General features: G+C 68.8%; 1 protein-coding gene. It reads left to right on the top strand.

Features of this window, described 5'->3' with window-relative positions; translation table 11 throughout:
- Positions 1–1,957 (top strand): alpha-2-macroglobulin family protein (locus tag ACE3UY_RS17635; RefSeq protein WP_374688799.1); only part of this gene is annotated, 1,957 nt, incomplete at both ends.

Genomic DNA, 1,957 nt, shown 5'->3' with positions numbered 1-1,957 from the left:
GGCGAGGGGCTGGAGATCGAGGAGCCGCTGGGCATCGGCGGTTTCGGCGGCGGCGGCGGCGGCGATGAGGCCGCGGCGTCCTTCCGGCTCGAAGAGGAAGATGACGTGCGCCAGGACTTCAAGGACACCGCCTACTGGGAAGCTAAGCTGCTGACCGACGAGAACGGTCAGGCCTCGGTGGAGATTCCGCTGCCCGACAACGTGACGACGTGGCGATTGCACAGCAAGGCGGCTACGACGGACACGCAGGTCGGCCAAGCCAGCGTTGACATCCTGGCCCGCCTGCCGCTCATCGTCCGGCCCGTGACGCCGCGCTTCTTCACCGTCGGCGACGTTGTATCGCTCGGCGCGAACGTCAACAACAATACTGACGCCGACATCGAGGCGACGGTCACCCTGGAGGCGGCCGGCGTGGTCATCGACGGCGAGGCGGAGCAGACGGTCAACGTGCCGGCCGGCGGGCGCGCCCTGGTGCGCTGGGACGTGACGGTGGAAGACGTGGCCGCGGCCGACCTGACCTTCCGGGTGGAGGGCGGCGGCTTCAGCGACGCCAGCAAGCCGACCATCGGCAGCGCCGAGGACGGCCTGCTGCCCATCTACCGCTACGACGGCCGCGACTTCGTGGCGACGGCCGGCGAACTGGACGAGGCCGGGCGGCGCGTCGAAGCGCTCATCCTGCCCCCCGGCGTGGACCCGGCACACGGCGAGGCGCTGGTGAAGCTCCAGCCGTCGCTGGCCGCGGCCATCATCGAGTCGTTCGAGGTCATGGAAGAGAGTCCCGTCTTCCCGACCTATCTGGAGTGCGCCGGCACGCTGGCCGACCGTCTGCTGCACAACACGTCCATCGAGGCGGCCATCCGCGAGTTGGAGCTCGACCTGACCGGCATGCAGGACGCCCTCGCCGCGCGCAACGCGTCGGATGCGACCAAACTGGCGGGCCTGCAAAAGGCGGACGGCGGCTGGGGCTGGTGCTTCAGCGACGAGAGCGACCCGTGGATCAGCGCCCAGGCGCTCCTGACCCTGCGGCGTGCGTCGGAGTTGGGGTATGAGGTCGAGGGCCACGTCATCACCCAGGCGACAGAGTACCTGCGCGACCAACTGGACCCGGTCAATCGGCTAGGCGACGCGTCCGAGGCCAACCGGCAGGCGTTCTTCCTCTACGTGCTGGCCGAAGCCGGCGACGACGTGGTGGCCGACGCCGACGAACTGGTGGCCGAACACCGCGCCCTGCTCGACCCGTTCGCCAAAGCGCTGCTGGCGCTGGCCTACGACCTGAACGGCGCGGTCGGCGAGAACCAGGAAGCGCTGCTGACTGACCTGAACGACGCCGCCATCATGAGCGCCACCGGCGCGCATTGGGAGGACGCCGAACAGGATTTCTTCAACTTAAGCAGCGACATCCGCGGCACGGCGATGGTCATCGACGCGCTGGCCCAACTCCAGCCGGACAGCCCGCTGCTGCCGCCGGCCGTGCGTTGGATCATGGTCGCTCGCCAGGCCGAGACATGGCCCACGCTGCACCAGGCGGCCTGGAGCGTGAAAGCGCTGAGCAACTGGATGGCCGTCTCCGGCGAACTGGAGGCCGACTACGCCTACGAGTTGCAGGTCAACCTGCAACCGCGGGCCTCGGGCAACTTCACCGCCGACGACGTAACCAGCTCCGAAGTGGTTGAGGTCCCGGTCAGTGAACTGCTGACCGACGACACCAACTTCTTCGACTTCCAGCGCGGCGAGGGCGCCGGCCGGCTCTACTACACACTGCGCCTGAACAGCGCCATCGCCGTCGACCAGCTCGACCCGATCAGCCGCGGGTTCGCCATCGAGCGCCGCTACTACGACGCCGCCTGCGACCCGGCGACCGAGACGTGTGAGCCGATCGACAGCATCGCCGCCAACGAGCGCGTGCGCGTCGAGCTGACCATCGTCGTGCCCAACGACCGCGTCTTCGTCGTGGTCG

This window comes from Promineifilum sp. (SeqCode), from assembly GCF_041918635.1.
Classification (GTDB): Bacteria; Chloroflexota; Anaerolineae; order Promineifilales; family Promineifilaceae; genus Promineifilum.
This window is presented reverse-complemented; position numbering and strand designations above follow the sequence as displayed.